Raw genomic sequence first — 25,596 nt, 5'->3', positions numbered from 1 at the left:
ACCGTCGCCAGCAGCGCCGCCGCCCTCGTTCTGTGAAGCGGCTTATAAGGCCCCAGAGCCAAACAAGTCAACACACCCACGCAAAGTTTTTTGACAGTTTTATAACACACTGATTCTGTTGGGGGAATTTTCGAACCGGTTGTGAGTGGACGAACGGCCCACAGCGGCAAAGCACCGGAGATATCGGTGAAATGCCCCCGAACGGGTCGAAATCGACAAAATCCCGAGCACGAAAGACGTTTTTCAGCGGCTTCCGACTACCGACGCGCCTATTGGGACATAACAGCCCTCCAGCCGATCCGCTTCCGGCGCTTGCGCGGCGACCAGCAATCACTAGTTTGGCCGGATCGGCGATCGCCATATATATAAGAGGGATGGACACATGCTTGTCCTCAATGAGACGGAAACGCGCGCGGCGCTGGACTGGCCTGCGCTGATCGATGCGCTGGCGGCAATGTTTAGCGGTGACTGCGTCGCTCCGGTGCGGCATCATCACGAAATGGAAGTGCCCGGCGAGCGCGACGCGACCATGCTGCTGATGCCGGCGTGGCTGCCGGGGCGTTATGCGGGCGTGAAGATCCTCTCGGTGTTTCCCGACAATGCGCGACGCGCGCTACCGGCGATCTTCGGAACCTACCTGCTCTCCTCCGCCAGGACAGGCGAGATGCTGGCGGCGATCGAAGGCGGCGAGTTGACGGCACGGCGCACCGCGGCAACGTCGGCGCTGGCAGCGCGCTATCTCGCCCATCCCGAAGCGCGCGAGCTGCTCGTCTGCGGTACCGGACGGCTATCGCTCAACCTGTTGCAGGCGCATGCGGTGACGCGGCCGCTGCAGCGGTTTCGGATCTGGGGTCGGAACATAAAGAATGCAGAGGCGATCGCCGCCGAGGCGCGGGCGCTGGGTCTCGACGCCGAAGCCGTGAACGATCTTGAGACGGCCGTGGGGACGGCCGATATCATTTCCTGCGCGACGCTCTCCAACGAACCGCTGATTTCAGGCGACTGGCTGAAGCCCGGGGCGCATCTCGACCTGATCGGCGGCTTCAAGCCCGACATGCGCGAGGCCGATGATACGGCGATCCGACGTTCGAGCGTCTTCGTGGACACGCGGGCTGGCGCCACCCGCGAGGCGGGCGACATCGTGCAGCCGCTGAAAAGCGGCGTCCTTTCGGAAGGCGGCATCAAGGCGGAACTGGCGGAGTTGACGAGCGGCAGGCATCCGGGCCGGCAGAATGACGACGAGATCACCTTCTTCAAGTCGGTGGGCGCCGCACTTGAGGATCTCGCGGGCGCGATCCTCGCCTACGAGACGGCGACGAAGACGCGAGCGACGGCGTGAGTGACGTGCCCATATTGCCGGAGCTCCCGGTCTCTCATGTTCTACCCGCGATCGGCGCGGCTCTGACGACGGCGCGGCGCGCCGTGCTCTCCGCACCGCCGGGGGCGGGAAAGACGACACTGGTGCCGCTTCATCTTCTCAATGAGGCATGGCGCGGCGACGGCAGGATCATTCTGCTCGAGCCGCGACGGCTTGCGGCGCGCGCGGCGGCCGGGCGAATGGCGGCACTGCTCAATGAGAGTGTCGGCGAAACCGTCGGCTACCGCATGCGGCTCGATACCAGGATCTCGCAGCGAACGCGGATCGAGGTGGTGACCGAGGGTGTGTTCGCGCGGATGATCCTCGACGATCCTGAGCTCTCGGGCGTTTCTGCTGTGATCTTCGACGAGTTTCACGAGCGATCGCTCGACGCCGATTTCGGTCTGGCGCTGGCGCTCGACGTGCAATCGGCGCTGCGCGAGGATTTGAGGATCCTGGTCATGTCGGCGACGCTCGATGTGGCCGGCGTGGTGGCGCTGCTCGACAACCCGCCTTTGATCGAGAGCATGGGACGCAGCTTCCCGATCGATATTCGCTACCAGGACCGGCCGGGCGGCGAGCGGATTGAGGATACGATGACGCGGGCGATCATCGATGCGCACAAGACGGAAAGCGGATCGATCCTCGCCTTTCTGCCCGGACAGGCCGAGATCACCAGAACGGCCGAGCGGCTGCGGGAGCGGTTCGACGCGGCAACGGTGATCGCGCCGCTCTACGGCAATCTCAGCCAGAAGGAACAGGACGCGGCGATCCGGCCGGCGGCGGCCGGCACCCGCAAGATCGTGCTGGCGACCTCGATCGCCGAGACCTCGATCACCATCGACGGCGTTAGGATCGTGATCGACAGCGGCTTGCAGCGCTTGCCGGTGTTCGAGGCATCGACAGGGATTACCCGGCTGGAGACAGTCAGGGTGTCACGAGCCTCGGCCGACCAGCGGGCCGGACGCGCCGGGCGAACGGAGCCGGGAATCGCCATCCGGCTCTGGCACCAGGGGCAGACGGCGGCGATGCCGGCCTTCACGCCGCCGCAGATCCTCTCGACCGATCTTTCCGGCCTCGTGCTCGATCTCGCCCATTGGGGCGTGCAGGACGCGCGGGCGCTCAGCTTCATGGACCAGCCGCCGGAGACGACGCTTGCCGAGGCGCGCGCGCTGCTGCGCGAACTCGGCGCGCTTGATCGGGATGGCGGGCTGACGGCGCGCGGCCGCGAGATGCGCGACATGGCGCTGCCTCCTCGGCTGGCCGCGATGGTGCTCTCCTCGGGAGAGACCGGGCATGCGAGGGAGGCGGCGATGATGGCCGTGCTTCTGACTGAACAGGGGCTGGGCGGGACGAGCATCGATCTTGAGGAGCGGCTGCGCCGGTTCAAATCCGAGCGCGGCGAGCGGGCCGAGGCGGCGCGGCAGCTGGCGGGACGGCTGGCGAAGGGGCGCGATAAGATGGTGGCCGAGGAGCCGGGTCTTGCGGGCCGGTTGCTTATTCATGCCTTTCCCGACCGCATCGCACTGCAGCGCGGCGGGCGCGGGCGCTTCGTGATGGCTAATGGCCGCGGCGCCGAGATCGCCGAGACCGAACGGCTGGCGAGCAGCCCGATGCTCGTGATCGCCGACCTCACGGGCCGGGCAGCGCAGGCGCGGATTCTCGCGGCGGCAGAGGTGACGCGCGGGGATGTCGAGGCCGAAATGCCCGGCGCGATCCGCACCGACGACCAGACCTTCTTCGATCGTCAGAGCAAGCAAGTGCGGGCAAGGCGGGCCACGCGGCTTGGCGCCATCGTTTTCGACGAGACGCCGCTGCCTCGGCCATCCGGCGAGGCTGTCACGCGGGCGCTTGCCGAGGGGATCAAGGAGATGGGGATGGAGCAGCTGCCGTTTTCCAAGGAAGCGATGCAGCTGCGCGAGCGGATCGGCTTTCTCTATAGAAGCATCGGCGCGCCATGGCCCGACATGAGCGAGGCGGCGCTGCTTGCCCGCATGGACGACTGGTTCATTCCCTATCAGGCGGATGCACGTGGGCTTTCCGACATTTCGGCGGGCGGGCTTTCGAACGGGTTGATGGCGCTGGTGCCGCATGAGCTGCAACGCGATCTTGCGCGGCTGGCGCCGACGCATTTCGAGGCGCCGACCGGGCAGCGGCATCCGATACAATATGACGGGGAAGAGCCGACGCTGACCATCCGGGTTCAGGAGCTGTTCGGGCTGAAGACACATCCTGCCATTGCCGGGGGGCGGCTTTCGCTGCTGCTTGAGCTGACATCGCCGGCGCATCGGCCGATCCAGACGACGCGCGATCTTCCGGGGTTCTGGGCCGGGAGCTGGAAGGATGTGCGCGCCGACATGCGCGGGCGCTATCCCCGGCATCCATGGCCGGAGAGGCCGGAAGAGGCACTACCGACGACCCGGGCAAAACCGCGAGGAACATGAGCCGCCATGCCGATCAAGAATAAAGAGATGGCCGACAAGGTCGAGAGCATGCCCGAGGAAGATAGGCAGAGCAGCCGTCGGCTAAGGCTGGAGACGCTGGTGCGTCTGCGCTGGCTTGCCGTCTGCGGGCAGACCGCCACGGTGCTGATCGTTGCCCTCTGGCTGCAGTTTCCGCTGCCAGTGCAGGCGTGCATTGCGCTGATCACAGCGCTGGCGATCGTCAACTTCTATCTGATGATCCGCTATCCGGCGACGCACCGCATCGACCCGGTGGCGGCGCTGGCGCTGCTCGGCTTCGATCTCCTGCAGCTCTGCGCGCTGCTCTTCATCACAGGCGGGCTTGTCAATCCATTCGCGGTTCTGGTCTGCGTTCCCGTCATCATCGCTTTCGCGTCACAGCCGATCCGCTACAGCATGCCGCTGATCGTCGTGGCGATGGCCTGCATCACGATCCTGTCGTTCTCGCCCTTCCCGCTTCCCTGGTTCGACGGGGCGGAGATCAACGTTCCAGAGGTGATGCAGTTCGGCGTCTGGTGCTCGATCGCCTCGACCATGACGTTTGCCGCATTCTATGCCTATCGAGTCTCGATGGAGGGGCGCCAGCTGGCCGAAGCGCTGGCGGCGACCGAACTGGTGCTGCAGCGCGAGAAGCATCTGTCGCAGCTCGATGGCCTGGCTGCGGCGGCCGCGCATGAGCTGGGAACGCCGCTCGCCACCATCAGCGTCGTTGCCAAGGAGATGGAGCGGGAGCTGAAGGACGACGATCGCTTCCGCGAGGATGTGCAGCTGCTGCGCAGCCAGAGCGAGCGCTGCCGCGACATCCTGCGCCGGTTGACCACACTCTCGGCCGAGGGCGATGCGCATCTGAGGCGCCTGCCGCTCTCCTCGATGATGGAGGAGATCGTCGCACCACATCGCGAATTCGGCATCAAGCTCAACCTTGTCGAGAAGGCGCCCCGCAAGGGCGAGCCGGTGACGGAGCGCAATGCCGGGATGATGTACGGGCTTGGCAACCTCATCGAAAACGCCGTCGACTATGCCCGGCAGGAGGTGACGGTCACGGTGGACCATGACCAGGAGCGCGTGCGGATCACCATCGAGGACGACGGCGAAGGCTACTCGCCCGACATTCTGCTCAGGATCGGCGAGCCCTATGTGACCAAGCGGCAGAAGGAGGACCGGGCCGGCGGGCTGGGGCTCGGGCTGTTTATCGCCAAGACGCTGCTGGAACGCTCGGGCGCGGCGCTGACCTTCGAAAATCGGGGTCCTGACTATGTCGGCGCGCGCGTTCGCGTCGAATGGCCGCGGGTGCTGATCGATACGCATTCGACAAAATGAGCCGATGGGGCTAAAGAAAATGCAATGCAATCGGCCTATATCAGGCTGACAGCACCAGGATTGAATAGATGAGCGAGCAGATTACCAACCCCTCCCCCGCCAGCGACGACTATATCGGCCCCGATGCGAGCCTCTTGATCGTTGATGACGATGGACCGTTCCTGCGCCGGCTGGCGCGCGCCATGGAGACGCGCGGCTTTCAGGTCGAGACCGCGGAATCGGTGGCGGAAGGCGTTACCAAGTCCCACGCCAATCCGCCGAAATACGCGGTGGTCGATCTGCGGCTCGGCGATGGCAATGGTCTGGATGTGATCGAGGCGATCCGCCAGAAGCGCGACGATACCCGCATCGTCGTCCTCACCGGTTACGGCAATATCGCAACGGCGGTGACCGCGGTGAAGCTCGGCGCCGTCGACTATCTCGCCAAGCCGGCGGATGCCGACGATGTCTATGCGGCGCTGACGCAGCGCAGCGGCGAGAAGGCCGAGCTGCCTGAGAACCCGATGTCGGCCGACCGGGTTCGCTGGGAGCATATCCAGCGTGTCTACGAGATCTGCGAACGCAACGTTTCGGAAACGGCGCGCAGGCTGAACATGCACCGCCGCACATTGCAGCGCATTCTCGCCAAGCGGGCGCCGAAGTAAATTCAAGCTAGATGTCGTCTACGCCGAGCGGCTTGCCGGTGGCCCATTCGGCCATCAGCAGGCGCTGGGCAGCCGCGCGCGAGAAATTCAGCGTGACGGATTTGCGGGTGGCGGGCGCCAGTCTATGTTCGGGCGCCTCGCGGATCATGTGGGCGCCATAGCCATCAGATAAAAACAGCCCGCAATCCTCCGGAAAGATATCGAGCGGCACATCCTTGTGTGTGGCGAAGAACAGCCGATCGCAATGCAGGCGATATTCCGGCCATTTGCGATCCACCCTGAAGTCCTCGATCGAGGTCTTGATCTCGATGATCCAGATCTCGCCCTTGTCCGAGACGGTGATCAGATCGGCGCGCCGGCCGCTTGCAAGCGGCAGTTCCGGCAGGACGGCGTGACGCATCTCGTGAAGTAAAATCTGAGTCCCGCGACGCACGAGCATGGCCCTGTCCGATTGCCGGCCATCGATTAACGGATTGTTATTGTAAACACTCAAAATCGTCATGGATAAGTTGGGGTCCAGCGCGCGCGTTGTTGCAAAAAAACCATGCGGTTCTAGTTTGCCGTTGCGTAATTGCTCCGCCGCATTGCAACAGCTTGCCAAGGCGAAGTTAATCGAAAATAAACCATAATCTAAGATGGTTCGAAAGAACGATCCTCCCTTGCCCCATTCTTAAGAGACATCCATGCGCATCCGCAATGCACTTCCTGTATTCGGCCTGATGGCGACGCTCGCTCTGGCCGGTTGCTCCACGACTTCCGAGAGCGCCTCTGTCGAAAACAAGGCTGCCATGCCGGGTCCGACCGTCCAGACCGCGCAGATCTTCGACGACGCTTACGGCGTCACCACGGATGCCGGATATTCGCTGCCGGCGATCCCGATCCAGAAGGTCAAGCCGCAGTTCCACAGGCAGGTTGTCTCCTACGAAACCACGGAGCGTCCGGGCACGATCATCGTCAACACCCGCGAGCGCTTCCTCTATTACATCATGCCCGGCGGCAAGGCGATGCGTTACGGCATCGGCGTTGGCAAGCAGGGCTTCGCATGGGCCGGCACCGCATACGTCGCCTGGAAGCAGGAATGGCCGAACTGGCATCCCCCGAAGGAAATGGCCGTTCGCCGCCCCGAGATCGCCAAGTACGTCGAAGACGGCATGGGTCCTGGCCTTTCCAACCCGCTCGGCGCGCGCGCCATGTACCTCTTCAACGAAGAGGGCAAGGACACGCTGTTCCGCCTGCACGGTACGCCGGAATGGGCTTCGATCGGCACCGCCGCTTCGTCTGGCTGCATTCGTCTGATCAACCAGGACGTTATCGACCTCTACAGCCGCGTCCGTCCGGGCAAGACGACCTCCAAGGTCATCGTCATCCAGTAAGCTGGACCTGAAATTCGGTATAAAAAAGGCCGCCGGAACATTCGCTCCGGCGGCCTTTTTGTGTCTGCTGCGTGGGGATCAGGCCGCTTGCGCGGCCTTCAGTTCCAGGCGGCGGCGGTGCAGGACCGGCTCGGTGTAGCCGTTCGGCTGCGCCCTGCCCTTCAGCACCAGTTCGAGAGCAGCCTGGAAAGCGATCGAGCGGTCGAAATCTTTAGCCATCGGATGATAGGCCGCGTCGCCGGCGTTCTGGCCATCGACGACGGCGGCCATGCGCTTCATCGTCTCTATGATCTGATCTTCTGTGACGACCTTGTGGTGCAGCCAGTTCGCCATATGCTGCGCCGAGATGCGCAGCGTCGCGCGGTCTTCCATGAGGCCGACATTGTTGATGTCCGGAACCTTCGAGCAGCCGACGCCCTGATCGACCCAGCGCACGACGTAGCCCAGGATCCCCTGCGCGTTGTTGTCGAGTTCGCGCTGGATTTCCTCCGGCGTCCAGTTGGGACGGACGGCGACGGGTACCGAGTGGATATCGCTCAGCTTGGCGCGCGGGCGATCCTTCAGGCCGCGCTGGACATTGGCGACGTTGACGCGGTGATAATGGGTGGCGTGCAGCGTGGCGGCCGTCGGCGACGGGACCCAGGCGGTGTTGGCGCCGGCCTTCGGATGGGCGATCTTCTGCTCCAGCATGGCCGCCATCAGATCCGGCATGGCCCACATGCCCTTGCCGATCTGCGCGTGGCCGGAAAGGCCGCATTCGAGACCGATGTCGACGTTCCAGTTCTCGTAAGCCGCGATCCAGGCGGCCTGCTTCATGTCGCCCTTGCGGATCATCGGGCCGGCTTCCATCGAGGTGTGCATCTCGTCGCCGGTGCGATCGAGGAAGCCGGTGTTGATGAAGACGACGCGCTCGCGGGCGGCGCGAATGCACTCCTTGAGATTGACGGTGGTGCGGCGCTCCTCGTCCATGATGCCCATCTTCATGGTGTTTTTCGCCATGCCGAGCGCATCCTCGACGCGGCCGAAGATTTCAACGGCGAAGGCGACTTCCTCGGGGCCGTGCATCTTAGGCTTGACGACATACATGGAGCCGGTGCGCGAATTCTTGCGGCGGCCGTTGGGGCCGATATCGTAGAGCGCGATTGCGGCGGTGATCATCGCATCCATGATGCCCTCGGGCACCTCGTTGCCATCGCGATCAAGGATAGCCGGATTCGTCATGAGGTGACCGACATTGCGGATCAGCATCAGAGAGCGGCGATGGACCTCGAAGCTGGCGCCATCCGGGCCGGTGTAATCGAGATCGGGATTGAGCTTGCGGATGAAGCTCTTGCCGCCCTTTACGACCTCTTCCTGCAGATCGCCCTTCATCAGGCCGAGCCAGTTGCGATAGACCTCGGTCTTGTCCTCGGCGTCGACGGCGGCGATGGAATCCTCGCAGTCCATGATCGTGGTGATGGCGGATTCGAGCCAGACATCGGAAATGTGGGCGGCGTCGGTCTTGCCGATCGCAGTTCCGGCATCGATAACGATGTCGATATGGATGCCGTTGTTCTTCAGGAGGATGTTGGTGGGGGCCACTGCATCGCCTCGATAGCCGGCGAAATGCGAGGCATCCTTCAGCGCGACATGTTCGCCGTCAGTTGAAGATATGGCGAGTGCGCCGTCCTTGATGACGAGGCCGGCGACGTCCTTCCAGTTCCAATCGACGAGCGGAACAGCGTTGTCGAGGAAATCGCGGACCCAGGCGATGACCTTTTCGCCGCGTTTCGGGTTGTAGCCCTTGCCCTTCTCCGCGCCATCGGCCTCGGAAATCGCGTCGGTGCCGTAGAGCGCGTCGTAGAGCGAGCCCCAGCGGGCATTGGCGGCGTTCAGCGCGTAGCGGGCGTTCATGACCGGAACGACCAGCTGCGGGCCGGCGATGGAGGCGATCTCCGGATCGACATTCGTCGTGGTGACCTGGAAATCGGAGCCCTCGGGAAGGAGATAGCCGATCTCGCGCAGGAATGCCTGGTAGGCGTCCATGTCGGTCGGCGCACCGTGCTGGCGATACCAATCGTCGATGCGCAGTTGTAGCGCGTCGCGCTTGGCGAGCAGTTCGCGGTTTTTCGGCGCCAGATCGTGGACGATGGAAGAGAAGTCGGCAAAGAACTTGTCCGCATCGAGCCCAAGACCGGGAAGCGCCTCCTTGACCAGGAAATCATGAAGGACGGCTTCAATCGCAAGACCGTGTTTTTCGATGCGGCTCATAGACTATCTCCTCGGGCGGCGCGTTTTTCGCATGCTGCCACTTTGACCGGCTTTCATTCATAGTCAATCAGGCAATAGTTTGAAAGATTTATGCCTTTTCAGGCAAGAACTCTCGGCGTGACGCGCATCGGCAGGCCGTTCTGCGGCTGGGTGGTCAGTTTCTGCACCGGCCATGGATTGGTCTCATGCGTCATGTCGAAGCGGAAGCGATGCATCATGACGGCGAGCGCGATCACCGCCTCCTGCAGCGCGAAGGTGGCGCCGATGCAGACGCGCGGACCGGCGCCGAAGGGAAGGAACTGGAAGCGGCTGATCTTGCCGCGGTTTTCGGGCAGAAAACGCTCCGGCATATAGGCGCGGGGTTTGTCCCAATAGAGTTCGTGGCGATGCAGTGTCCAGGGCATGATCAGCACGGTGACGCCGGCCTCGATGTCAACCGTCTCGCCCTTGGCATTGGTCCAGCGATCATCCGATATCGCGGCGCGGTTGATCGAGGGGGCCGGCGGATAGAGGCGCAGGGCCTCCTCGAAGGCGGCACGGGTATAGGGCATGAGGTCGAGCCATTTCACCGGCTCGGCGCCTGTCGCGAGCACGCGGTCGATCTCTTCTTCCATCGCGTCGCGGATATGCGGCGTGTTGGCGACGCAATAGAGCGTCCAGGCGAGTGCACGGGCCGTGGTTTCGTGGCCGGCGCCGATGAAGGTCAGGATGTTGTCCTCGATCTCGGCATTGGTGAGCCCGCCCGACTTTGCCTGGTCGAGCAACAGCGTCAGGAAATCCTCGGGCGTCGTTTCGCGGTCCGCTTCCATGCGGCCGAGGCGGGCATCCATGGTTTCGCGGACGATGGTGCGGAATTTCTCCAACACCTTCTGGCCGCCGATGCGGGTGACGCGGGGCACCCAGGAGGGCGCGCGCAACAGATCCATCGGATCGACGCGGCCCATGCGATGCAGGAGCGCGTTGACGTCGTCGGCGAAGCTGTCGGAGGAGGTGACGATCTCGCCCGAAAACAAGGTGTCGGCGAGGATGGCGAAGGTGAGTTCGGCCATATCGCTGGCGATCTCGAAGGTCTTGCCGTCGCTGCCCGCTTCCTCGTACTTACGGACGTACTCTTCCGACTGGCGCAGCATCTGGCCGGCGAAGCCATTGGCGTGGCGCGGTGTGAATACCGGGGCGACCGCCTTGCGCGAGCGCTTCCAGACCTCGCCTTCCGCCGTCAGCAGGCCATCGCGCAGGATGGGCCGCAGGATCAGCTGGCGGATATCCGACATGCGGTAATTGGCGGCGTTGTCGACAAGCACATGCTTGATCAGGCCGGGATCGTTGACGATGATCGTGCGTTCGCGGAAGAACTTCGTCTTGATGAAGGGCAGCGTATAAGAAGGCTCGCCCCAGAGTTCCAGCGGATTACGCAGGATGGTGCGGATGATATCAAGCCGGCTCGGCGGCACGGTGCGCGGGATGGGCGCTGGCGGAACGAACGGATCTGGACGCATGTCCATGTGCTGCAAGCCTTTCGCGGAAGATTATGGCCCTCCCCGGCAAGGCTAGAGTTAGAGCAGGCGCTCCAGATCGTCCAGCTTGTCGTTGATCAACCATCCGTAATAGTTCTCTTCCGGCCAGACCGTTTCGCCCGAGGCGCGGTTCTTGGCGGCAAGGGCTGCGGCGCGCTGGCGGGAGTTGCCGAGATTGTAGAGCGTTGCCGTCAGTCCCGGGTTTTTCGAGATATCCATGCCGGCGATCTGCTTGTAATCGTCGATCGAGCGGCGCACGGCAGCGGCCACGAAGGCCAACGAGATATCGGGCTGCATGATCGCCTTGTAGACGCTGCCGGCATCCTTCTCGTTGAGCTTGTCGTAACCGGAGACGCGGCTGACGAGATCGGAGAGCATCAGGGCGGTCAGCGGATTGATCTGGCCGAGGCCGAAGGTCTGGCCGGCGTAGAAGGGCTGGAAGAAGACGGCGCTGAAGCGATTGTTCGGGAAGCTCTTGCCGCCGACGGTCTTGCCGCGGAAATCGCTCTCCCAGACATCCTCACGGCAGCTCCACAGCGTGTAGGAATCTGTCTTGCCGTTGCATTCAGCAAACTGGGGACGCTTGATGAAATCATCCACATCCTCGCCGTCATAGGCGAAGCGGAAGCTCTGGCCGGCATAGGACGCGGCCTTGACGTAGTAAGACTGCAGGCGGTCGTAGGCGTCGACATTATAGGTGTGCTCGCCGACGATGGCGCCGACGACGTGGATCGGATCGATGCCATAGGCCGCCGAGACCTTCTTGATCTTGCCCATCAGCTCGTGATCGGTGGCCAAGAGCTCGTGGACCTTGTCGTATTTGCGATCGAAGGTGGTCTTGGTGCCCTTGGTGCGGCGGACCGATGCGCCTGGAACGTTCGGCTGCTCGACGTTGCGATTGCCCGGAGGCACGAGCTGCATGGAAAAAGCGGGCGCGGCGGTCAGGACCGTGGCGGCAATTACAAGGCTCGTCAGAAGGCGTCGCACGATCAGCTTTCCCATCATTTCCAATAGAGGCATTTCCGGTATCGGTCGGCATTTCCAGCTTGGCTGGCGCGCTGACTGTACCAAAATCTTGGCCGAATAATGCTGGCGCCAACAACAAAACGGGCCTTTCACTAAAAAGTAAAAGGCCCGTTGTCGAGAGTTCAGTCGGTCAAAGTTGCGGCATCATGGCAGTAAAGCCTGAGACCGGTGTTTGCGCATCACAGAATGAAGCGCGAGAGATCGGTGTTCTGAGCGAGATCACCGACATGCTTGCGCACATATTCGGCGTCGATGGTCACGGCGGTGCCGCCGCGATCCGGTGCGTTGAAGGAGATTTCGTCCAGCACGCGCTCCATCACCGTCTGCAGGCGGCGGGCGCCGATGTTTTCGACCGAGGCGTTCAGGTGAACGGCCACATCGGCGAGCGCATCGATGCCGTCATCGGTGAATTCGAGCGTCAGGCCTTCGGTTTCCATCAGCGCCTTGTACTGGCGAATAAGGCTGGCTTCAGTTTCCGTCAGGATGCGGCGGAAGTCTTCCTTGGTCAGCGGGCGAAGCTCGACGCGGATCGGCAGACGGCCCTGCAATTCGGGCAGCAGGTCCGACGGCTTGGAGACATGGAAGGCGCCCGATGCGATGAACAGGACGTGGTCGGTCTTTACCGGCCCGTACTTGGTCGACACGGTGGTGCCTTCGACCAGCGGCAGCAGGTCGCGCTGCACGCCTTCGCGGGAGACGCCGGCGCCCATGCCGCCATCGCGGGCGGCGATCTTGTCGATCTCGTCGAGGAAGACGATGCCGTCGTTTTCGACGGAGCGCACGGCCTCGCGCTGGATGACTTCATTGTCGATCAGCTTGTCGGATTCGTCGCGGATCAGGTCGGTGTAGGAGGCCTTGACCGTGGTGCGCACCTTCTTGGTGCGGCCGCCCATGGCCTTGCCGAACATTTCCGACAGGTTGATCATGCCGATATTGCCGCCGCCGGGCATGCCGGGGATGTCGAAACCGCCCATGCCGGTGCTGGTATCGGCCACTTCGATATCGATTTCCTTGTCGTCGAGCTCACCGGCACGCAGCTTCTTGCGGAAGCTGTCGCGCGTTGCCGGCGAAGCGGTCGATCCGACCAGCGCGTCGAGCACGCGTTCCTCGGCGCTCATATGGGCCTTGGCCTCGACCTCGGCGCGCTTCTTTTCGCGCGCAAGGCCAACACCGACCTCGACCAGATCGCGGACGATCTGCTCGACATCGCGGCCGACATAGCCGACTTCGGTGAATTTGGTGGCTTCGACCTTGATGAAGGGGGCGCCGGCGAGCTTGGCGAGGCGGCGGGAGATTTCCGTCTTGCCGACGCCGGTCGGGCCGATCATCAGGATGTTCTTGGGCATCACTTCGTCGCGCAGGCTCTCATCGAGCTGCTGGCGGCGCCAGCGGTTGCGCAGCGCAATGGCGACGGCGCGCTTGGCGTCATGCTGGCCGATGATGTGGCGGTCCAGCTCGGAGACGATTTCCCGGGGAGAAAAATTGGTCATGATATCCTCTTGGCTTTCCTGCTCCGGCCGGCCGTTCGCGGCCCGGCCCACAGGACCCATTGTCAACGATTGCCGTTATTCGGCGTCGAGCGTTTCGACCACGAGATTGTGGTTGGTGTAGACGCAGATATCGGCGGCGATATCGAGCGCCCGGCGGGCCACTTCTTCGGCCGACTTGTCGCTGTCCATCAGGGCGCGGGCGGCGGCGAAGGCGTAGTTGCCGCCAGAGCCGATGGCGATGGCGCCATGTTCGGGCTCGAGCACGTCGCCGTTACCGGTGATCGCCAGCGTCACCGACTTGTCGGCGACCAGCATCATGGCTTCGAGGTTGCGCAGATATTTGTCGGTGCGCCAATCCTTGGCGAGCTCGACGGCGGCGCGCATCAGCTGGCCGGGATATTGCTCGAGCTTCTTCTCGAGCCGCTCCAGCAGCGTGAAGGCGTCCGCGGTGGCGCCGGCGAAACCGGCGATCACGTCGCCCTTGCCGATGCGGCGCACCTTGCGGGCATTGCCCTTCATGACGGTCTGGCCGAGGCTGACCTGTCCGTCGCCCGCCATGATGACCTTGCCGCCCTTTCGAACTGTAATAATGGTTGTCATCTATCATACCCTTGCCCGTCAGGCGGGCTCTTACCTCGGGCCGCACATCGGCCCTGTTGAGCCCTATGTAAGTTGGCAAATCGCGATTGCAATCGGCGTCGATTTCTCTACTCGCGCTTCTGGATATTTCCCGGCACGCCTGATAAGGAACCCCCGTATTTCCAAGTGGAGTAGCCATATGGCCGAGACCGCAGCAAGCCGCACGGGATCCGTATCCCGCAAGACCAACGAGACCTCGGTTTCCGTTTCCGTCAATCTCGACGGCACCGGGAAATCGACGATTTCGACCGGCGTCGGCTTCTTCGACCATATGCTCGACCAACTGTCACGACATTCGCTGATCGACATGGAGATCGAGACCAAGGGCGACCTGCACGTCGACGACCACCATGCGGTGGAAGACACGGGCATCGCCATCGGCCAGGCCATCGCCAAGGCGCTCGGCGACCGTCGCGGCATCACCCGCTACGCCTCGATCGACCTTGCCATGGACGAGACGATGACGAAGGCCGCCGTGGATCTCTCCGGCCGCCCCTTCCTCGTCTGGAACGTGTCGTTCAGCGCGCCGAAGATCGGCACGTTCGACACCGAACTCGTCCGCGAATTCTTCCATGCACTCGCCCAGAACGCCGGGATCACCTTGCATATCCTGAACCATTATGGTGCCAACAACCACCATATTGCCGAGACATGCTTCAAGGCCGTCGCCCGCGCGCTGCGCACGGCGACAGAGATCGATCCTAGGCAGGCGGGCCGTGTACCCTCGACGAAGGGCACGCTCGTCTAAGCCCCTTCAGGGAGCTTGACGACATGAGTTCCAGCTATCTGGTCCTGACCGCCCTTGGCGGCGCCGATATCAAGCACGAGAAGACGCGGTTCATTCGCGACGGCTTTACCGTGCTCGGCTTCCTGTTTCCCTGGATCTGGCTCGCCGTTAACAGGCTCTGGCTCTACGCCGTCGCCGCCTTTCTCTTGCAGAGCATCGGCGGCGCGTTGATGGATCAGCCCGGCCTGTGGCTGGTCGGCTTTGCCGTGACGTTCGGCACCAGCCTTCTCGTCGGCCTCGAGGGGCAGAACCTGCGGGTTCGCAACCTTGCCTCCAAAGGCTGGCAGGACGAAGCGTTGATCTCGGCCGATCGGCTCGATGTCGCCGAGGAAATCTACTTTTCTGAAATCCAGACCGATCTCGGTGACGGCACTCCCTTGCCGTCGCCCAAATGGGATGGCGGGAGCCGCACAGAGCGCGGCACCGCAACATCCCTCGGTCTCTTTGGCTTTGATGGAGGACGCTGATGCGCGTCGCAATTATCGATTACGGTTCCGGCAATCTGCGTTCTGCGACGAAGGCCTTTGAGCGGGCTGCCCGCGAAGCCGGCGTAGACGCGGTGATCGACCTCACCGACAAGGCCGAGGTCGTTGCCGCCGCCGATCGCGTGGTGCTGCCGGGTGTCGGCGCCTATGCCGATTGCCGCCGTGGACTGGACGCCGTGCCCGGGATGACCGAAGCGCTGATCGACGTCGTCGAGAAGAAGGCGCGGCCGTTCCTCGGCATCTGCGTCGGCATGCAGCTGATGTCCTCGCGCGGGCTGGAGAAGACCACGACCGAGGGCCTCGGCTGGATTCCCGGCGACGTCGTTGAAATGACCCCTGATGATCCCAATCTGAAGATACCGCAGATCGGCTGGAACACGCTGGATCTCAAGCGCCCTCACCCGCTGTTCGAGGGCATTGCGACCGGCACCGACGGGCTGCATGCCTATTTCGTGCATTCCTACCATCTGGCCGCCCAAAACCCCGAGGATGTAATCGCGACCACGGGCTACGGCGGGCCGCTGACGGCCTTTGTCGGCCGCGACAACATGGCGGGCGCGCAGTTCCATCCGGAGAAGAGCCAGAAGCTCGGTCTCGCCCTGATTGCCAATTTCCTGCGCTGGAAGCCCTGAGCTCGCGCCTTTGAAGGACTGACAGAATGATCCTATTTCCCGCCATCGACCTCAAGGACGGCCAGTGCGTTCGCCTCAAGCTGGGCGATATGGAGCAGGCCACCGTCTACAATCCCGACCCCGGCGCGCAGGCCAAGGCCTTCGAGGACCAGGGCTTTGAATGGCTGCACGTGGTCGATCTCAACGGCGCGTTTGCCGGCGAAAGCGTCAACGGCGCTGCGGTCGATGCGATCCTGAAAGCCACCAAGAACCCGGTGCAGCTCGGCGGCGGCATCCGCACGCTCGACCACATCGAAAGCTGGCTCAGCCGAGGGCTGACGCGGGTGATCCTTGGAACCATCGCGGTGCGCGATCCGGCGCTGGTCGTGGAGGCTTGCAAGAGGTTTCCCGGACATGTGGCCGTCGGCATCGACGCCAAGGGCGGCAAGGTGGCTGTCGAGGGTTGGGCGGAAGCCTCCGAGCTCGGCATCATCGAGCTCGCCAAGAAGTTCGAGGGCGCCGGTGTGGCGGCGATCATCTATACCGATATCGACCGCGACGGCATCCTGACCGGGATCAACTGGGATTCGACGCTGGAACTGGCGGACGCCGTATCGATCCCCGTCATCGCATCGGGCGGACTGGCCTCGATCGACGACATCAAGCGGATGCTGAAGCCGGATGCCGCGAAGCTCGAAGGCGCGATTTCCGGCCGCGCGCTCTATGATGGCCGTATCGATCCCACGGAAGCGCTGGCGCTTATCAAAGCGTCGCGCGCGAAGGAGACCGCGCAATGACCCTGAAGGCTCGCGTCATTCCCTGCCTCGACGTCAAGGACGGCCGTGTCGTCAAGGGCGTCAACTTCCTCAACCTCGTCGATGCCGGCGATCCCGTCGAGGCCGCCAAGGCCTATGATGCGGCCGGCGCCGACGAACTCTGCTTCCTCGACATCACCGCCTCATCCGACAACCGCGAAACGATCTTCGACGTGGTGTCGCGCACGGCCGACCAGTGCTTCATGCCTGTTACCGTCGGCGGCGGTGTTCGCACGATCGCCGATATCCGCAAGCTGCTTCTTTGCGGCGCCGACAAGGTGTCGATCAATTCGGCCGCCGTCAGCAATCCTGATTTTGTGGCGGAAGCGGCCGACAAGTTCGGCGACCAGTGCATCGTCGTCTCGATCGACGCCAAGCGGCGGCAGACCCCTGCTGATGGCGAGGCCAGCGCCTGGGAGATCTACACCCATGGCGGACGCAACGCGACGGGCATCGATGCGGTGGATTTTGCGCGGAAAATGGTCGAGCGCGGGGCCGGCGAATTGCTGGTGACCTCGATGGACCGTGACGGAACGAAAGCCGGCTACGATCTGGCGCTGACGCGGGCGATCGCCGACGCGGTGCGCGTTCCCGTCATTGCGTCCGGCGGTGTGGGCGATCTCGACGATCTCGTGGCCGGCGTCAAGGAAGGCCATGCGACGGCGGTTCTCGCCGCCTCGATCTTCCACTTCGGCACCTATTCCGTCGGCGAAGCGAAGCGCTATATGTCTTCCTGCGGCATCGACATGCGTCTCGACTGAGACTGAAAGCGATATGATGAGCGAATTCACACTCAGCGACCTCGAAAAGATCGTCGACGCGCGGTCGAAGGCTTCCCCCGACGAATCCTGGACGGCGAAGCTCGTTGCGGCCGGCCAGTCGAAAGCGGCGAAGAAGCTTGGCGAGGAAGCGATCGAAGCGGTGATGGCGGCCGTCACCGACGACCGCGAAAACCTCACCTACGAGGCGGCCGACGTGCTCTATCATCTCTTGGTCGTATTGAAGATCGCCGGTATTCCGCTACAAGATGTCATGGCGGAACTTGAGCGCCGTACCGCTCAATCCGGCCTCAGGGAGAAGGCCAGTCGGCAAAGCTGATGGGTATCGCAAGACAGATCACCGGTGCGCCCGAGGCGCACGATCATTTCCAGGCGAATGCCTATTCGCCCTATCACTTCTTTTCATCCGAGGAATGGGCGAAGTTCAGGGCGGATACGCCGATGACGCTGACCTCGGACGAGGTCAAGCGGCTGCGCTCGATGGGCGACCCGATCGACCTCGACGAAGTCCGGCGTATCTATCTCTCTGTATCGCGCCTGCTTTCGGCGCATGTGGAATCGTCGCTGCTCCTGTTCAAGCAGCGCAACCGGTTCCTCAGCCTGTCTAACGTGGCGAAGACGCCGTTCGTGATCGGGATCGCCGGTTCCGTGGCGGTGGGGAAATCGACCACCGCGCGTATCCTGAAGGAGCTTTTGCGCCGCTGGCCGTCGAGCCCCAAGGTGGACCTAGTGACCACGGACGGCTTTCTCTATCCCAACGCCGTGCTGCAGCGGGAAAACCTGATGCAGCGCAAGGGGTTCCCCGAGAGCTACGACACGGGCGCCATCCTGCGGTTCCTAGCGGCGATCAAGGCCGGGCAGCCGGACGTCAAGGCGCCGTCTTATTCGCACCTCGTCTATGACGTGCTCCCGAACGAACACAAGATCATCGACCGGCCCGACATCCTGATCTTCGAAGGCATCAACGTGCTGCAATCACGCGACCTGCCGGCGGGCGGCAAGATCGTGCCGATGGTCTCGGACTTCTTCGACTTCTCGATCTATATCGACGCGGACGAAAGCCGGATTCACGACTGGTACGTGACCCGCTTCATGGGCCTGCGTGAGACAGCATTCCGCGATCCGAACTCGTTCTTCCACCGCTATGCCTCGATCAGCGAGGAGGAAGCGCTGTCGATCGCCGAGGGGCTCTGGCAGAACATCAATCTGAAGAACCTGCGCGAAAACATCCTGCCGACGCGCCCGCGCGCGGATCTGATCCTGCGCAAGGGACAGAATCACCTGATCGAGCAGGTAGCACTGCGCAAGCTTTAAGGGTTCACGCGCCGAAGCGTCAGATTGATGCGGCCGCCATTTTTCAAAAGCGTGGACGTTGACGGATAGATTCGGTCGACGCCGTGGAAGCACAGGCGGCCCTCACCGCCGAGAATGACGACATCGCCGCTTGAGAGCTTGAAGGACATGGTTTTGTCCGTGCGGTCGAGGCCGCCGACGCGAAACAGGCAGGTATTTCCGAGCGAAATGGACACGACGGGCGCGGAGAGGTCCTGCTCGTCCTTGTCCTGATGCAGGCCCATCTTGGCGTCATCCGAATAGAAATTGATGAGGCAGGCTTCCGGCGGCTTGTCGTAGCCCGAGACATCATTCCAGATATCAAGCAATTCGCCGGGAATTGCCGGCCAGAGTTTTCCCGTGGCCGGATGGGTCGGCTGGTAGCGGTAGCCGCGCTCCTTATCGGTGACCCAGCCGAGCGCGCCGCAATTGGTCATGCGCACCGACATGGGCTTGCCGGTTCCGGGCATGACGGGTGTGTAGAGCGGCGCCTGTGCGACGATGCTGCGGATGATATCGACCAGCGCTTCCTGGCGGGGGCGGCTCAGATAATCAGGGCTGTGGCGAATGCCGTTCGGCAGCTGCAGCATCAATGCCCTCCCCTGACTACTCGCCGCTCGGGCGGCTGCGCATCTTCTTGACGTCGGAGCGGCCGGATTTGGCCTTCAGCCGGCGCTCCACGGAGCCCTTGGTCGGCTTTGTCTTCTTGCGTGGCGGCGGCGGCGGCTTGGCGGCCTCAAGGATCAGTTCCTTCAGCCGTTCGCGCGCATCCTCGCGGTTGCGTTCCTGGCTGCGGAAGCGGCTGGCCTCGATCATCAGCACGCCTTCCTTGGACATGCGACGGCCTGCCAGTTTCACGGCGTTGATCTTAACACGCTCGTTCAGCGCCGGCGAATTCTGGATGTTGAAGAACAGCTGGACTGATGTCGAGACCTTGTTGACGTTTTGCCCGCCGGGGCCGCCCGCCAGAACGAACTGTTCCGTCAGTTCCCATCCTGAAATGGTGATCCTGTCGTTGATATAGAGCGGGTCGCTGGCCATGTGATGTCTATCTCACATCGCCTCCCGCTTGAAAAGGCGCTTCAAAACGCGCAAAACCCGGTCGTTCAGGACCGGGTTTCACGTGAATCATCAATCAGTTGTCGCTGATTTACTCAGCGGCCACCCGAAAACCCGGGGCCGCATCGCGCACTCCGCCGTCGACATGGCCTTCGAACTTGGCGAAATTGTCGATGAACATGGTCACCAGCTTGTTCGCCTGCGCGTCGTAGGCGGCAGCGTCGGCCCAGGTCGAGCGCGGATCGAGAATGCCGGTTTCGACACCTTCGACCGCGACCGGGACGGCGAAGCCGAAGTTCGGATCGGCGCGGAAGTCGGCCTTGCTGAGTTCACCCGAGAGGGCGGCTGCGAGCAGCGCGCGCGTCGCCTTGATCGGCATGCGCTTGCCGGTGCCGTAGGCGCCGCCGGTCCAGCCGGTGTTGACGAGCCAGCATTCAACGCCGTGGCGACCGATCAGCTCCTTCAGCAGATTGCCGTATTCCGACGGGTGCCGGGGCATGAACGGAGCGCCGAAGCAGGTCGAGAAGGTTGCTTCCGGCTCGGTCACGCCGCGCTCCGTGCCGGCGACCTTGGCGGTGTAGCCTGACAGGAAGTGGTACATCGCCTGATCCGGCGTCAGCTTGGCGATCGGCGGCATGACGCCGAAGGCATCGGCCGTCAGCATAATGATCGTCTTCGGATGGCCGGCGCGGCCGGTTTCCGAGGCGTTCGGGATGAAATCAAGCGGATAGGCGCAACGGGTGTTTTCCGTGAGCGAACCGTCGTTGAAATCGGGAACGCGGTTTTCATCGAGCACGACGTTTTCGAGCACGGTGCCGAAACGCTGCGTCGTCGCGTAGATCTCCGGCTCGGCTTCGGCCGAGAGGCGGATGGTCTTGGCGTAGCAGCCGCCTTCGAAATTGAAGATGCCATCTTCGCCCCAGCCGTGCTCGTCGTCGCCGATCAGCGTGCGGGCCGGATCGGCCGAGAGCGTCGTCTTGCCGGTGCCCGACAGGCCGAAGAAGACCGCGGCATCGCCATCCGGGCCGACATTGGCCGAGCAGTGCATGGGCATGACGCCCTTGGCCGGCAGCAGGTAGTTCAGCGCCGTGAAGACCGACTTCTTCATCTCGCCGGCATAGAAGGTGCCGGCAATCAGGATCTCGCCGTTGGTCAGGTCGCAGGCGATGACGGTTTCGGTGCGGCAACCGTAGCGCTCCGGATCGGCCTTGAAGGTCGGCAGGTCGATGATCGTGAGCTTCGGCGCAAAGCCTTCCAGCATTGAACGCTCCGGCCGGATCAGCAGGTTGCGGATGAACAGCGAGTGCCAGGCAAGCTCGGTGACCACGCGGGTCGGCAGCGCATTCGCCTCATCGGCGCCGCCGATCAGGTCCTGCACAAAGAGCTCCTTGCCGGCGGCGTGCGCCAGCATGTCCTGCTTCAACAGCGCGAAATGCTCCGGCGACATGGGCTTGTTGTTGTCCCACCAGATCTGGCCATCGGTATTCGCGTCGCGAACGACGAACTTGTCCTTGGGCGAACGGCCGGTGTGCTGGCCGGTCAATGCCCGCAAGGCGCCGTGAGCGGTGAGTTCGGCTTCTCCCCGGCGAATCGACTCTTCATAGAGGGAAGCGGCGGTGAAGTTATAGCGGACGCTCTTCGCGCCTGCAAAACCTGCCGTCGCCAGCTCTATCGCTGGGTTGTGGGTACCGAACTGCTCCATGGTCATTTCCTTCCCTTGGGGCTCACGCCGTTAAGAACTGAGCGCGAACCTACGGACAGGATTTTTAAAACGCAAGTGGCATAAATCGATATTATTTAATGATATCAGTTATTTAATCGATTTAAATTTCTGGCGTTTATTTTAAATCGTTTGAACTGACTTGGCGTAGTCAATTTCACCGCACGACTTTCGGTTGTTCTCAAAAATTACCGATCGCCCCACCCTTTATCTTTGCCACAATTTGTTCCACCTTTATCCCCATAAGCGCATCCGGTTCATATGGCCGCCTGGGGACCTTCAAAAAACCTGGAGACGCGCATTAGATGACGGAGACGAATACAATGCCGACAATCGCGCTCGTTGATGACGACCGTAACATCCTGACCTCGGTGTCGATCGCGCTTGAGGCCGAAGGATACAAGGTCGAGACCTACACGGATGGCGCCTCGGCCCTTGACGGTCTTCTCGCCCGCCCGCCGCATCTGGCGATCTTCGATATCAAGATGCCGCGCATGGACGGAATGGAACTGCTGCGCCGTCTGCGCCAGAAATCCGATATGCCGGTGATTTTCCTCACCTCCAAGGATGAAGAGATCGACGAACTCTTCGGCCTGAAGATGGGCGCCGACGACTTCATCACCAAGCCGTTCTCGCAGCGACTGCTGGTCGAGCGCGTTCGCGCCGTGCTGCGCCGCGCCGCCGGCCGCGAAGCGGCGGCAGCTGCCGCGACGGGTGCAGCACCCAAGCCCGGTGCCGCACAGCTCGCGCGCTCTCTCGAGCGCGGCCAGCTTGTCATGGACCAGGAGCGCCACACCTGCACCTGGAAGAGCGAGCCGGTGACGCTCACCGTTACCGAATTCCTGATCCTGCACTCGCTGGCGCAGCGCCCCGGCGTCGTCAAAAGCCGTGACGCGCTGATGGATGCGGCTTATGACGAGCAGGTCTATGTCGACGACCGCACCATCGACAGCCACATCAAGCGGCTGCGCAAGAAATTCAAGATGGTCGACAACGACTTTGATATGATTGAAACGCTCTACGGAGTGGGGTACCGCTTCCGCGAAGCAGCCTGACGCCTAAGGGCGCGGCGGATAAGAATATATGAGAGCCGGCGCCGCGGACGCGGCCCGCTCTTCGAAAGGGCTGTCGTTGGCACAGTTGGTGCAGGAGAAGGATCTGGATGACGCAGACGGCGTAGGCCGACGCGTCAGGGGACGACGCTGGTCGCATCCCTTCACGATCATTCGCCGTATCTTCGGCAACGCCGTCTTTTCCAGCCTGACGCGCCGCATCCTCTTCTTCAATCTCGCAGCCCTCGTCGTCCTCGTCGGCGGCATTCTCTATCTCAACCAGTTTCGCGAGGGGCTGATCGACGCCCGCGTCGAAAGCCTTTTGACGCAAGGCGAGATCATCGCCGGCGCCGTCTCGGCTTCGGCCTCGGTTGATACCAACTCGATCACCATCGATCCCGAAAAGTTGCTTGAGCTGCAGGCCGGCCAGAGCATCACGCCGGTTCCGAACGACGAGGACCTTGAGTTTCCCATCGATCCGGAAAAGGTCGCCCCGGTACTGCGTCGCCTGATCTCGCCGACCCGCACCCGCGCTCGTATCTTCGATGCCGACGCGAATCTGCTGCTCGACTCGCGTCATCTCTACTCGCGCGGCCAGGTGCTGCGTTTCGACCTTCCGCCGGTTGCCGATGAGGAGCAGACTTGGGGCGAGTGGTTTACGACGATCTTCAACAAGGTTCTGCAGCCAGGCAACCTGCCGCTCTACAAGGAAGCACCCGGCGGCGATGGCTCGATCTACCCTGAAGTCATGAACGCGCTGACCGGCGTGCGCGGCGCTGTTGTCCGCACCACGGAGAAGGGCGAGCTGATCGTCTCCGTCGCGGTGCCGATCCAGCGTTTTCGTGCGGTTCTGGGCGTGCTGCTGCTATCGACGCAGGCCGGCGACATCGACAACATCGTTCACGCCGAGCGTCTCGGCATCATGCGCGTCTTTGGCGTGGCGACACTGGTCAACGTGCTCCTGTCGCTAGTGCTGTCGTCGACGATCGCCAATCCGCTGCGTCGCCTTTCGGCCGCGGCGATCCGCGTGCGTCGCGGCTCCAAGGAGCGCGAGGAAATTCCAGATTTCTCGGTTCGCCAGGACGAGATCGGCAACCTGTCGATCGCGCTGCGTGACATGACGACCGCGCTCTACGACCGCATCGATGCAATCGAAAGTTTCGCGGCCGATGTCAGCCATGAGCTGAAGAATCCGCTGACCTCGCTGCGTAGCGCCGTCGAAACGCTGCCACTGGCGAAATCGGACGACTCCAAGAAACGGTTGATGGACGTCATCCAGCACGACGTTCGCCGCCTCGACCGCCTGATCAGCGATATCTCCGATGCCTCGCGCCTCGACGCCGAGCTTGCCCGCGTCGATGCGGGATCAGTGGATCTGGAAGTTCTGCTTCGTGACCTCGTGGAAATCTCGCGGCAGATCCGCAACCGCAAGAAGGAAGTGCAGATCGAATTCGCGATCGAGCGCAAGCCCGGCGTGAAGACACGCTTCCTCGTCAATGGCCACGACCTGCGCATCGGCCAGATCGTCACCAACCTGATCGAGAACGCGCGCTCCTTCGTCTCCGACCAGGACGGAAAAATCACCGTTCGTCTGGTGCGCACCCGCTCGCGCTGCATCGTCTATATCGAGGATAACGGCCCCGGTATCCAGGCGGAGAACATCGACCGTATCTTCGAGCGCTTCTATACCGACCGGCCGGAGTCGGAAGGTTTCGGCCAGAATTCCGGCCTCGGCCTTTCCATCAGCCGGCAGATCGCCGAAGCGCATGGTGGCTCGCTGCGGGCCGAAAATATCATCGACGCCGAGACGGAAGAAGTGGTCGGCGCCCGCTTCACGCTTGCGCTTCCCGCAGATCCCAACTCATGACCACCGCCCCGGTCAATATTCATGCGACGGCGATCGTCGTCGGCAAGACCGGGCTTCTCTTCATGGGGCCATCGGGCTGGGGCAAGTCGATGCTGGCCTTTGCGTGTCTTACCGAGGCCCAGCGGATCGGGATCGAAGCCGCCTTGGTCGCAGACGATCAGGTGATGATCTCGGCACGTGATAACGTGGCCAACGCCGCCTGCCTGCCCTCCATACAAGGGCTGATCGAGCTGCGCGGAACCGGCATTGTCCGCATCCCCTTCACCCAGGAAGCGCCCATGCATTATGCGGTTCTTCCCGGGCACGTTTCGGGGGAAGACAGGGTGCCGCCGGAGGGCGAGACGACCGTGGTTTCAGCAGGTATCACGCTGCCCGTCATTCGGTTGCTGGCTAATGTGCCGCTTCCACTGGCGGTATTGATGGCCAAAGCACCTGAAATAGGGCGCTAATGCCCACGAAACCGGCAGCTGGCGCGCGAAACCGTGCATTTTTGTCTTGCCATTCGGCTTTTCATAGCCAAGATGTGCCCCCACGGTGGACGCGATTGCTGCATTGCGATATTGGGCCTACCGTTTGCATACGCCATTGGGAGCAGTAGTATCATGATCGGACTTGTGCTTGTCACTCACGGCAAGCTGGCTGAAGAGTTTCGTCATGCGGTCGAACATGTTGTCGGTCCTCAGAAATTCATCGAGACGGTCTGTATCGGCCCCGAAGACGACATGGATCAGCGACGCCAGGACATTCTGGGCGCTGTTGCAAACGCCGATGACGGCCATGGTGTGGTCATCCTGACCGACATGTTCGGTGGTACCCCTTCCAATCTGGCGATCTCCGTGATGAGCAGCGGACATACCGAAGTGATCGCCGGCATGAACCTGCCAATGCTGATCAAGCTCGCCGGCGTGCGCGGCGAGGACAACATGGAAAAGGCGCTCGCCGAGGCATCCGAAGCCGGCCGCAAATACATCAATGTCGCCAGCCGCGTCTTGAGCGGCAAGTAACGAGCCCCAG

25 protein-coding genes are annotated in these 25,596 nt (G+C 62.6%); 16 read left to right on the top strand and 9 right to left on the bottom strand.

Features of this window, described 5'->3' with window-relative positions; genetic code table 11:
* Nucleotides 1-382: 382 nt before the first annotated feature.
* The 4 genes from lhpI (at nucleotide 383) to ACODTZ_RS19910 (ending at nucleotide 5,783) form a co-directional block, all read left to right on the top strand.
* A complete protein-coding gene (gene lhpI / locus ACODTZ_RS19925) occupies nucleotides 383-1,339 on the top strand; it encodes a bifunctional Delta(1)-pyrroline-2-carboxylate/Delta(1)-piperideine-2-carboxylate reductase (protein ID WP_489027438.1) in 957 nt (318 codons plus the stop codon).
* A 5-nt stretch (nucleotides 1,340-1,344) separates the two neighbouring features.
* Nucleotides 1,345-3,801, top strand: a complete 2,457-nt coding sequence (gene hrpB, locus ACODTZ_RS19920) for an ATP-dependent helicase HrpB (protein ID WP_489027454.1) — start codon at nucleotides 1,345-1,347, stop codon at nucleotides 3,799-3,801.
* A gap of 27 nt (nucleotides 3,802-3,828) precedes the next feature.
* On the top strand, nucleotides 3,829-5,139 hold the full coding sequence (locus ACODTZ_RS19915; protein WP_047509259.1) for an ActS/PrrB/RegB family redox-sensitive histidine kinase: 1,311 nt from the start codon (nucleotides 3,829-3,831) through the stop codon (nucleotides 5,137-5,139).
* Between the two features lie 68 nt (nucleotides 5,140-5,207).
* Nucleotides 5,208-5,783 (top strand): ActR/PrrA/RegA family redox response regulator transcription factor, encoded by a 576-nt coding sequence (locus ACODTZ_RS19910; protein WP_111562763.1) that lies wholly within the window; start codon nucleotides 5,208-5,210, stop codon nucleotides 5,781-5,783.
* A 7-nt stretch (nucleotides 5,784-5,790) separates the two neighbouring features.
* On the opposite strand, the gene ACODTZ_RS19905 is transcribed toward ACODTZ_RS19910, so the two are convergent.
* A complete protein-coding gene (locus ACODTZ_RS19905) occupies nucleotides 5,791-6,285 on the bottom strand; it encodes an MmcB family DNA repair protein (RefSeq protein ID WP_047509179.1) in 495 nt (164 codons plus the stop codon).
* Between the two features lie 181 nt (nucleotides 6,286-6,466).
* Here ACODTZ_RS19905 and ACODTZ_RS19900 point away from each other — a divergent pair, with 181 nt between their 5' ends.
* Complete coding sequence (locus ACODTZ_RS19900; RefSeq protein ID WP_018901167.1) at nucleotides 6,467-7,156, top strand: L,D-transpeptidase; 690 nt, start codon at nucleotides 6,467-6,469, stop codon at nucleotides 7,154-7,156.
* 78 nt (nucleotides 7,157-7,234) lie between these two features.
* Here the strand turns inward: ACODTZ_RS19900 and ACODTZ_RS19895 are convergent, their stop codons facing one another.
* The 5 genes from ACODTZ_RS19895 to hslV all read right to left on the bottom strand — a co-directional run bounded on the left by ACODTZ_RS19895 (nucleotide 7,235) and on the right by hslV (nucleotide 14,036).
* Nucleotides 7,235-9,406, bottom strand: coding sequence for a malate synthase G (locus ACODTZ_RS19895; RefSeq protein ID WP_489027435.1), 2,172 nt, complete (start codon nucleotides 9,404-9,406; stop codon nucleotides 7,235-7,237).
* Between the two features lie 98 nt (nucleotides 9,407-9,504).
* Nucleotides 9,505-10,908 (bottom strand): cytochrome P450, encoded by a 1,404-nt coding sequence (locus ACODTZ_RS19890; protein ID WP_489027433.1) that lies wholly within the window; start codon nucleotides 10,906-10,908, stop codon nucleotides 9,505-9,507.
* 51 nt (nucleotides 10,909-10,959) lie between these two features.
* Complete coding sequence (locus ACODTZ_RS19885) at nucleotides 10,960-11,907, bottom strand: DUF1402 family protein (RefSeq protein WP_413394412.1); 948 nt, start codon at nucleotides 11,905-11,907, stop codon at nucleotides 10,960-10,962.
* Between the two features lie 218 nt (nucleotides 11,908-12,125).
* On the bottom strand, nucleotides 12,126-13,436 hold the full coding sequence (gene hslU, locus ACODTZ_RS19880) for an ATP-dependent protease ATPase subunit HslU (protein ID WP_489027430.1): 1,311 nt from the start codon (nucleotides 13,434-13,436) through the stop codon (nucleotides 12,126-12,128).
* 75 nt (nucleotides 13,437-13,511) lie between these two features.
* A complete protein-coding gene (gene hslV / locus ACODTZ_RS19875) occupies nucleotides 13,512-14,036 on the bottom strand; it encodes an ATP-dependent protease subunit HslV (protein WP_018901162.1) in 525 nt (174 codons plus the stop codon).
* A 178-nt stretch (nucleotides 14,037-14,214) separates the two neighbouring features.
* On the opposite strand from hslV, the gene hisB reads away from it, so the two are divergent.
* Genes hisB through coaA form a run of 7 tightly spaced genes read left to right on the top strand, consistent with a single transcriptional unit; the run spans nucleotide 14,215 to nucleotide 18,866 of the window.
* Nucleotides 14,215-14,823 carry an imidazoleglycerol-phosphate dehydratase HisB gene (gene hisB, locus ACODTZ_RS19870; RefSeq protein WP_489027428.1) on the top strand — a complete coding sequence of 203 codons (609 nt, stop codon included), beginning with the start codon at nucleotides 14,215-14,217 and terminating at the stop codon, nucleotides 14,821-14,823.
* A 23-nt stretch (nucleotides 14,824-14,846) separates the two neighbouring features.
* Nucleotides 14,847-15,329, top strand: coding sequence for a DUF2628 domain-containing protein (locus ACODTZ_RS19865; RefSeq protein WP_489027426.1), 483 nt, complete (start codon nucleotides 14,847-14,849; stop codon nucleotides 15,327-15,329).
* Entirely contained in the window at nucleotides 15,329-15,979 is a 651-nt protein-coding gene (gene hisH, locus ACODTZ_RS19860; protein WP_209234572.1) for an imidazole glycerol phosphate synthase subunit HisH, read from the top strand. The genes ACODTZ_RS19865 and hisH overlap by 1 nt, the downstream gene beginning before the upstream one ends.
* A gap of 26 nt (nucleotides 15,980-16,005) precedes the next feature.
* On the top strand, nucleotides 16,006-16,755 hold the full coding sequence (hisA, locus tag ACODTZ_RS19855) for a 1-(5-phosphoribosyl)-5-[(5-phosphoribosylamino)methylideneamino]imidazole-4-carboxamide isomerase (protein ID WP_489027424.1): 750 nt from the start codon (nucleotides 16,006-16,008) through the stop codon (nucleotides 16,753-16,755).
* A complete protein-coding gene (hisF, locus tag ACODTZ_RS19850; protein ID WP_477928511.1) occupies nucleotides 16,752-17,534 on the top strand; it encodes an imidazole glycerol phosphate synthase subunit HisF in 783 nt (260 codons plus the stop codon). Before hisA ends, hisF begins: the two co-directional genes overlap by 4 nt.
* A 16-nt stretch (nucleotides 17,535-17,550) precedes the next feature.
* A complete protein-coding gene (locus tag ACODTZ_RS19845) occupies nucleotides 17,551-17,871 on the top strand; it encodes a phosphoribosyl-ATP diphosphatase (RefSeq protein ID WP_489027422.1) in 321 nt (106 codons plus the stop codon).
* Entirely contained in the window at nucleotides 17,871-18,866 is a 996-nt protein-coding gene (gene coaA / locus ACODTZ_RS19840; RefSeq protein WP_112980332.1) for a type I pantothenate kinase, read from the top strand. The genes ACODTZ_RS19845 and coaA overlap by 1 nt, the downstream gene beginning before the upstream one ends.
* On the opposite strand, the gene ACODTZ_RS19835 is transcribed toward coaA, so the two are convergent.
* The 3 genes from ACODTZ_RS19835 to ACODTZ_RS19825 form a co-directional block, all read right to left on the bottom strand.
* Complete coding sequence (locus tag ACODTZ_RS19835) at nucleotides 18,863-19,474, bottom strand: alpha-ketoglutarate-dependent dioxygenase AlkB family protein (RefSeq protein WP_489027420.1); 612 nt, start codon at nucleotides 19,472-19,474, stop codon at nucleotides 18,863-18,865. The two genes, coaA and ACODTZ_RS19835, sit on opposite strands and share 4 nt — an antisense overlap.
* A 16-nt stretch (nucleotides 19,475-19,490) precedes the next feature.
* Nucleotides 19,491-19,925 (bottom strand): alternative ribosome rescue aminoacyl-tRNA hydrolase ArfB, encoded by a 435-nt coding sequence (gene arfB, locus ACODTZ_RS19830; RefSeq protein WP_018901153.1) that lies wholly within the window; start codon nucleotides 19,923-19,925, stop codon nucleotides 19,491-19,493.
* A 109-nt stretch (nucleotides 19,926-20,034) separates the two neighbouring features.
* Nucleotides 20,035-21,645 carry a phosphoenolpyruvate carboxykinase gene (locus ACODTZ_RS19825; RefSeq protein WP_489027418.1) on the bottom strand — a complete coding sequence of 537 codons (1,611 nt, stop codon included), beginning with the start codon at nucleotides 21,643-21,645 and terminating at the stop codon, nucleotides 20,035-20,037.
* 341 nt (nucleotides 21,646-21,986) lie between these two features.
* Between ACODTZ_RS19825 and ACODTZ_RS19820 the strand changes: the two genes are divergently transcribed.
* The 4 genes from ACODTZ_RS19820 to ACODTZ_RS19805 all read left to right on the top strand — a co-directional run bounded on the left by ACODTZ_RS19820 (nucleotide 21,987) and on the right by ACODTZ_RS19805 (nucleotide 25,586).
* Nucleotides 21,987-22,718 carry a response regulator transcription factor gene (locus ACODTZ_RS19820; RefSeq protein WP_196809369.1) on the top strand — a complete coding sequence of 244 codons (732 nt, stop codon included), beginning with the start codon at nucleotides 21,987-21,989 and terminating at the stop codon, nucleotides 22,716-22,718.
* Between the two features lie 76 nt (nucleotides 22,719-22,794).
* On the top strand, nucleotides 22,795-24,582 hold the full coding sequence (locus ACODTZ_RS19815; protein WP_111562782.1) for a sensor histidine kinase: 1,788 nt from the start codon (nucleotides 22,795-22,797) through the stop codon (nucleotides 24,580-24,582).
* Nucleotides 24,579-25,031, top strand: a complete 453-nt coding sequence (locus ACODTZ_RS19810) for an HPr kinase/phosphorylase (protein WP_489027416.1) — start codon at nucleotides 24,579-24,581, stop codon at nucleotides 25,029-25,031. The genes ACODTZ_RS19815 and ACODTZ_RS19810 overlap by 4 nt, the downstream gene beginning before the upstream one ends.
* Nucleotides 25,032-25,184: 153 nt before the next feature.
* Nucleotides 25,185-25,586 carry a PTS sugar transporter subunit IIA gene (locus ACODTZ_RS19805; protein WP_018901148.1) on the top strand — a complete coding sequence of 134 codons (402 nt, stop codon included), beginning with the start codon at nucleotides 25,185-25,187 and terminating at the stop codon, nucleotides 25,584-25,586.
* Nucleotides 25,587-25,596 lie beyond the last annotated feature (10 nt).

The sequence above is a fragment of the Rhizobium sp. FG113 genome (assembly GCF_057809895.1).
This window is presented reverse-complemented; position numbering and strand designations above follow the sequence as displayed.